At 69.5% G+C, this 5,490-nt stretch carries 7 protein-coding genes; 3 read left to right on the top strand and 4 right to left on the bottom strand.

The genetic code is table 11. The features are described 5' to 3' along the window. Nucleotides 1–715: P-loop NTPase (locus A5624_RS26765; RefSeq protein ID WP_156749232.1), on the top strand; the 715-nt coding region annotated here is incomplete at its 5' end. A 4-nt stretch (nt 716–719) separates the two neighbouring features. Here A5624_RS26765 and tatB read toward each other — a convergent pair. The 4 genes from tatB to sigE form a co-directional block, all read right to left on the bottom strand. Beyond that, the gene (gene tatB, locus A5624_RS26760) at nt 720–1,136 is read right to left on the bottom strand and encodes a Sec-independent protein translocase protein TatB (RefSeq protein ID WP_066873539.1); all 417 of its coding nucleotides are present in this window, start codon (nt 1,134–1,136) and stop codon (nt 720–722) included. Continuing rightward, nucleotides 1,136–2,650 carry a S1C family serine protease gene (locus tag A5624_RS26755; RefSeq protein ID WP_066873536.1) on the bottom strand — a complete coding sequence of 505 codons (1,515 nt, stop codon included), beginning with the start codon at nt 2,648–2,650 and terminating at the stop codon, nt 1,136–1,138. Before A5624_RS26755 ends, tatB begins: the two co-directional genes overlap by 1 nt. Nucleotides 2,651–2,813: 163 nt before the next feature. After that, nucleotides 2,814–3,206 carry an anti-sigma E factor RseA gene (rseA, locus tag A5624_RS26750; protein ID WP_197519043.1) on the bottom strand — a complete coding sequence of 131 codons (393 nt, stop codon included), beginning with the start codon at nt 3,204–3,206 and terminating at the stop codon, nt 2,814–2,816. Nucleotides 3,207–3,336: 130 nt separating this feature from the next. Beyond that, the gene (gene sigE, locus A5624_RS26745; protein WP_066873531.1) at nt 3,337–4,092 is read right to left on the bottom strand and encodes an RNA polymerase sigma factor SigE; all 756 of its coding nucleotides are present in this window, start codon (nt 4,090–4,092) and stop codon (nt 3,337–3,339) included. A gap of 201 nt (nt 4,093–4,293) precedes the next feature. Here sigE and A5624_RS26740 point away from each other — a divergent pair, with 201 nt between their 5' ends. Both A5624_RS26740 and A5624_RS26735 read left to right on the top strand, forming a co-directional pair. Then, the gene (locus tag A5624_RS26740; RefSeq protein ID WP_066873541.1) at nt 4,294–4,962 is read left to right on the top strand and encodes an O-methyltransferase; all 669 of its coding nucleotides are present in this window, start codon (nt 4,294–4,296) and stop codon (nt 4,960–4,962) included. 138 nt (nt 4,963–5,100) lie between these two features. Further along, on the top strand, nt 5,101–5,490 hold a 390-nt coding region (locus A5624_RS26735), incomplete at its 3' end, for a TetR family transcriptional regulator (RefSeq protein ID WP_156749231.1).

Below are 5,490 nucleotides of genomic sequence, written 5' to 3'. Positions count from 1 at the left end.
CCGCGGCCTGTCGGTCGGTGTGCTGGACGCCGACATCCACGGCCATTCGATCCCCCGGATGATGGGCACCACCGACCGGCCCACCCAGGTCGAGTCGATGATCCTGCCGCCCATCGCGCACGAGGTGCGGGTCATCTCCATCGCCCAGTTCACCGAGGGCAACACCCCGGTGGTGTGGCGCGGGCCGATGCTGCACCGGGCGCTGCAGCAGTTCCTGGCCGACGTGTACTGGGGTGACCTGGACGTGCTGCTGCTCGACCTGCCGCCGGGCACCGGCGACATCGCCATCTCGGTGGCGCAGCTGATTCCCAACGCCGAGATCCTGGTGGTGACGACGCCGCAGCTGGCCGCGGCCGAGGTCGCCGAGCGGGCCGGCAGCATCGCGCTGCAGACCCGTCAGCGCGTCGTCGGCGTGGTGGAGAACATGTCCGGCCTCACCCTGCCCGACGGCTCCACGCTGCAGGTGTTCGGCGAGGGCGGCGGCCGGCAGGTGGCCGAGCGGCTGACCCGCGCGGTGGGCGCCGACGTGCCACTGCTGGGTCAGATCCCGCTGGATCCCGAGCTGGTCGCCGCGGGCGACTCCGGCACGCCGCTGGTGCTGAGCGCGCCCGATTCGCCGGTCGGCAAGGCGCTGCGCGGGGTGGCCGACAGCTTGTCGTCACGCAAGCGCGGGCTGGCCGGCGTATCGCTCGGGCTCGATCCGACCCGGCGCTGACGGTTCAGGTCGCGTCGGTATCGAACGGCGTGTGACCGCCGGACTGCTGTTCGGCCGCCAGTGCCTGGCCGTTCGCGGCGGGCGGGGCCGGGTGCGGGGCTTGCGGCGGGGCGCCGTTCGCCGGTTTGTCGAAGGCTCCGGTCAGGAACGAATCGTCGCCGTCCAGCAGATGCTTGGTCAGCGCCGCGCGCGGTGTCATGCCCCGCAGCTTCTGCAGCTCGCTCAGCGGAACGCGCAGATCGTCGAACTCGGGGCCGAGGTCCTCACGCAGCTGACTGGTTACCCCGCTGAGGTAGTCGCGCGCCTGACGCAAGGCGTTGGACGTCCACCGGATGGCACCCGGCAGCCGCTCTGGCCCGAGGACCACCAGCCCGACCACGACGAGGACGAGCATGTGCTCCCAGCTCAGGCTGCCGAACATCAGCTTTGGTCAGGGTCCGGCTTGACCGTCAGCGTGACGTGCCGGCCGTCGCGGACGACCTCGATCGGCGAGTCCTGGCCAATGGTCAACTGCCGCACCGCGACGACGAACTCGTCGGCGTCGGCGACCTTGCGATTGCCGACCTTGACGACGACGTCGTTCTCCAGGACGCCGCCCTTCTGCGCGGGGCTGCCGGCCTTGACGTTGGCCACCTGGGCGCCGGAGGCGATCGCGTTGCTCACCGACCGGGTGCTGACCCCCAGCGTCGGGTGGACGATCTTGCCGTCCTTGATCAGCGTCTGGGCGACCTGCTTGGCCTCGTTGATCGGGATGGCGAAGCCCAGCCCGCTTGCGCTGTCGGACAACGACTTACCGGCGGTGTCGATGCCGATCACCTGGGAGTCCATGTCGATCAGCGGGCCGCCGGAGTTCCCGTGGTTGATCGACGCGTCGGTCTGCAGCGCGTCGATCACGGTGTCGGTGTCCGAGCCCTCGCCCGACAGCGGCACCGGCCGGTGCAGCGCGCTGATGATGCCGTGCGTGACGGTGCTGCGCAGCCCCAGCGGCGCACCCGCGGCCAGCACCTCGTCGCCCACCCGCACCTTGTCGGAATCACCGAGGCGCGCCACCGACAGGTTGTCGACGTTGTCGACCTTCAGCACGGCCAGGTCGGTCTTGGGGTCGCGGCCCACCAGGTTCGCCGGCACCTCTTTGCCGTCGTTGAAGACCACGGTCGTCTTGAACTGGCTGGGGTTGTTCGCCGCCTCGGAGATGACGTGGTTGTTGGTGACGATGTAGCCGCGGCCGTCGATGACGACGCCGGAGCCCTGCATGCCTTCCTGGTCGCTCTTGGACTCGATGGTCACCACGGCGCCCGCCGTCGCGGCCGCAACCTTGGCGAACCGGCCGGCCGGGCCTTCGCCGTTGCCGCTGGTGGACAGCGTCACCTTCGAGGTGGTGAAGGCCTCGGCGACTTCGGCCGTCTTGCGGCCGATCACCCCGCCGAGCACACCGATGACCAACGCGATCAGCAGCAGCACCAGCAACGCGAGGTAGGACACCTTGCCGCCGAACAACACGTCGCGCACGCCCAGTTTGCCGCCGTAACCCAGGGCGGTACCGGAGCGCGACGGCGGCACCGCCGGCGTGCCCAATGCGGCCGCGGCGCCCGGGTCTCGCCAGGGGTCGTCGAGCTCGTCGGGCCCCACACCGTCTTTCTCGGCGGCCAGCGCATTGGCGTCCACCGGGTGGCGCTGCAGCGAATCGGGGCTGCCGTCCGGCCGGTGGAACGCCTCTTGCAATACGGGGTCGGCCGGTCGGTCGCTGGGCCGGAATTCGGCCTGGTCGCGGTACTTCTGCGGACGGACCCGTTCGGCCACGAACGACCCGCGCAGCCCCTCGGGACGACCGAACTCCCGGCGCGACGCGGGGTCGACCGGCGGACGCGAGATGGGGCGCGGCGCTAAGCGGTTGCCGCTGTCTTTTGCTTGGTCGTAGCCTTGGTCGGAGGTCACGTTGTCCCTTTTGGATCCTCTGCTTGAGCGCTCGAGACGGGCCTTTGCCGGGCGAAATACGCGGCACCGGCGTTGTCCGTGTCCACCCTAGTATCCATGGCCCGCCATCGGTCGGCATGAACGCGCGCGGGGGACGCCTCGAAGGGGCGGGGCGCCGATTCGGCTACCGGCGCTTGCGCCGCTCCCGGCCGTCCCGATCGGCGAACCGGTCGGCGGCCACGGAGGAGTCGTCGGGCGACTCGTAGGGAATGTCGGCCAGCATGCCGAGCAGGGTGCTGGGGATGCGGATGGGGCGCGAATCGCGCAGCGCCGCGCGGGCCCGGCTCTGGTCCTCGACCTCGGCCGCGCACTGGGCGCACAACGACAGATGATGCGCGGCGCGCAGATGGGCGTTCATCCGCAGCTCGCCGTCGACGAACGCCGCGATCGCTTCGACGGACAGGTGCTCGGTGGAGCCGAACTGGCGGGGGGCGCCGATGGGCGCGTCACTCTGGGAGGCGAACTGAGCGGGGAGCCAGGAGAACGCGCGGCGGAACACCTGTCCACGATCGGGCATCACCAACTCCTCGCCACTCATTTCTTATTGCCGCCTTATGTCGAATGTAGCGCGACAGGCCGCGCGATACCGAGGGTAAGGCCGCAAAGCGGCTGAATAGCTGCCCGAACGTTAGGCGGGCGACCGGTGATTACGCCGACTTGGCGCGCGCCACGTCGTGGTCGGGGTGCGCGGCCAGGTAATCCCGCAGCGCCTGGCGCCCGCGGTGGATGCGGCTGCGCACGGTGCCCAGTTTGACGCCCAACGTGGCGCCGATCTCCTCGTAGGACAGGCCCTCGATGTCACACAGCACGACGGCGGCGCGGAATTCCGGCGGCAGCGAATCGAGCGCGGCCTGCAGGTCCGGGCCCAGCCTGGAGTCGTGGTAGATCTGCTCGGGGTTGGGCTCGTCGGCGGGCACCCGCTCGTAATCCTCGGGCAACGCCTCCATCCGGATGCGCGAGCGCCGGCGCACCATGTCGAGGAAGAGGTTGGTGGTGATGCGGTGCAGCCAGCCCTCGAACGTCCCGGGCTGGTAGTTCTGCACCGACCGGAAGACCCGGATGAAGGTCTCCTGGGTGAGGTCCTCGGCGTCGTGCTGGTTGCCCGAAAGCCGGTAAGCCAGCCGGTACACGCGGTCGGCGTGCTGGCGCACCAACTCGTCCCACGACGGCATGGCCGCCTTGTCCCCAGTCGCGTCGAACACCGCGGTGCCGTGCGGCGCGTCGGACGGCTCCACCCACTCGTCGGCGGGGAGCCCCTGCGCGTGCGACATGCTGGAGGGGCTGAGAAGCGTGGTGATGATCGAATCCTCCGAATCGGGCGTGCCAAGTAGTGACACTTCGTCACTGGCGGCAACAGGTAGTTCCCAGTCGGTATTCCCGGTCCAACGCCCTCCGCGATCCATAGGGCTACCGTCGCGTACCGGAGTATGTGCGGTATATGAACAGTCTGAGCTGAACCTGAGAAACCGTATCGTTACCTGCGCTGTGCAGGAGATATCCATCGCGCAGTGACCTTAAACGCATCGGCACAGTTGGGCGTGTCACCCCGATCGGACTCAGGCGCGCCTGCCGGACCGCGCGGCGAAGTGGAATACGCTGCGGGCATGGACGGCACCGACGCAGAAGCCCCCGGCCAGACGGCGCCCAGTCGGGCCGATGCGCTCTTCGCGCACGCCGAAGCCTCGATATCGGAAGACGCGCTGTTGGCGGCCGCCCGCGAGCGGGCCGTGGACATCGGTGCGGGCGCGGTGACGCCGGCGGTCGGTGCGCTGCTGAGCCTGCTGACCAAGCTCAGTGGCGGCAAGGCCGTCGCCGAGGTGGGCACCGGCGCGGGCGTCAGCGGCCTGTGGTTGCTGTCCGGCATGAGCGACGACGGTGTGCTGACGACCATCGACCTCGAACCCGAATATCTGCGGCTGGCCAAGCAGGCGTTCACCGAAGCCGGCATCGGACCGTCGCGCACGCGGCTGATCGGCGGCCGCGCCCAGGAGGTACTCACCCGGCTCGCCGACGCGTCCTATGACCTGGTGTTCATCGACGCCGACCCGATCGATCAGCCGGACTACGTCGTCGAGGGTGTGCGGTTGCTGCGGCCCGGCGGCGTGATCGTGGTGCACCGCGCCGCGCTGGGCGGACGGGCCGGCGATCCGGCCGCCCGCGACGCCGAAGTGGTCGCGGTGCGCGAGGCGGCGCGCCTGATCGCCGAGGACGAGCGGCTCACCCCGGCGCTGGTACCCCTCGGCGACGGCATCCTGGCCGCCGTTCGCGACTGAGTCGCCCCGCGCCATCGTTTTGCACCAGCCGCCTCCGTCGCCTTGAGCTCGGGTTTTCCGGGACCGTCCGCATCTTTATGAATTGTTGACGCGCGCCCTACTTGACCGCGGGCTGAACATGCGTTTAGCGTACTGAACATGCGTTCAGCCGACCTGACGGCCGCCGCCCGGATCAGAGATGCGGCCATCGAGCAATTCGGCGAGCACGGGTTCGGCGTCGGCCTTCGCGCCATCGCCGAAGGTGCCGGCGTCAGCGCCGCGCTGGTCATTCACCACTTCGGCTCCAAAGAGGGCCTGCGCAAGGCGTGCGAGGACTACATCGCCGAGACGATCCGCGGCAACAAGTCCGAGGCGCTGCAATCCAACGACCCCGCCACGTGGTTCGCCCAGATGGCCGAGATCGAGGAGTACGCGCCGCTGATGGCTTACCTGGTGCGCAGCATGCAGACCGGCGGAGACCTGGCGAACATGTTGTGGCGCAGGATGATTGACAACGCCGAGGAATACATGGCAGAGGGCGTGCGCGCC

This window comes from Mycobacterium sp. 1482292.6 (assembly GCF_001672995.1).
Taxonomy (GTDB): Bacteria; Actinomycetota; Actinomycetes; order Mycobacteriales; family Mycobacteriaceae; genus Mycobacterium; species Mycobacterium europaeum_A.
The sequence above is the reverse complement of the archived record's forward strand: the minus strand, read 5'-3'. Positions and strand labels throughout refer to the sequence as shown.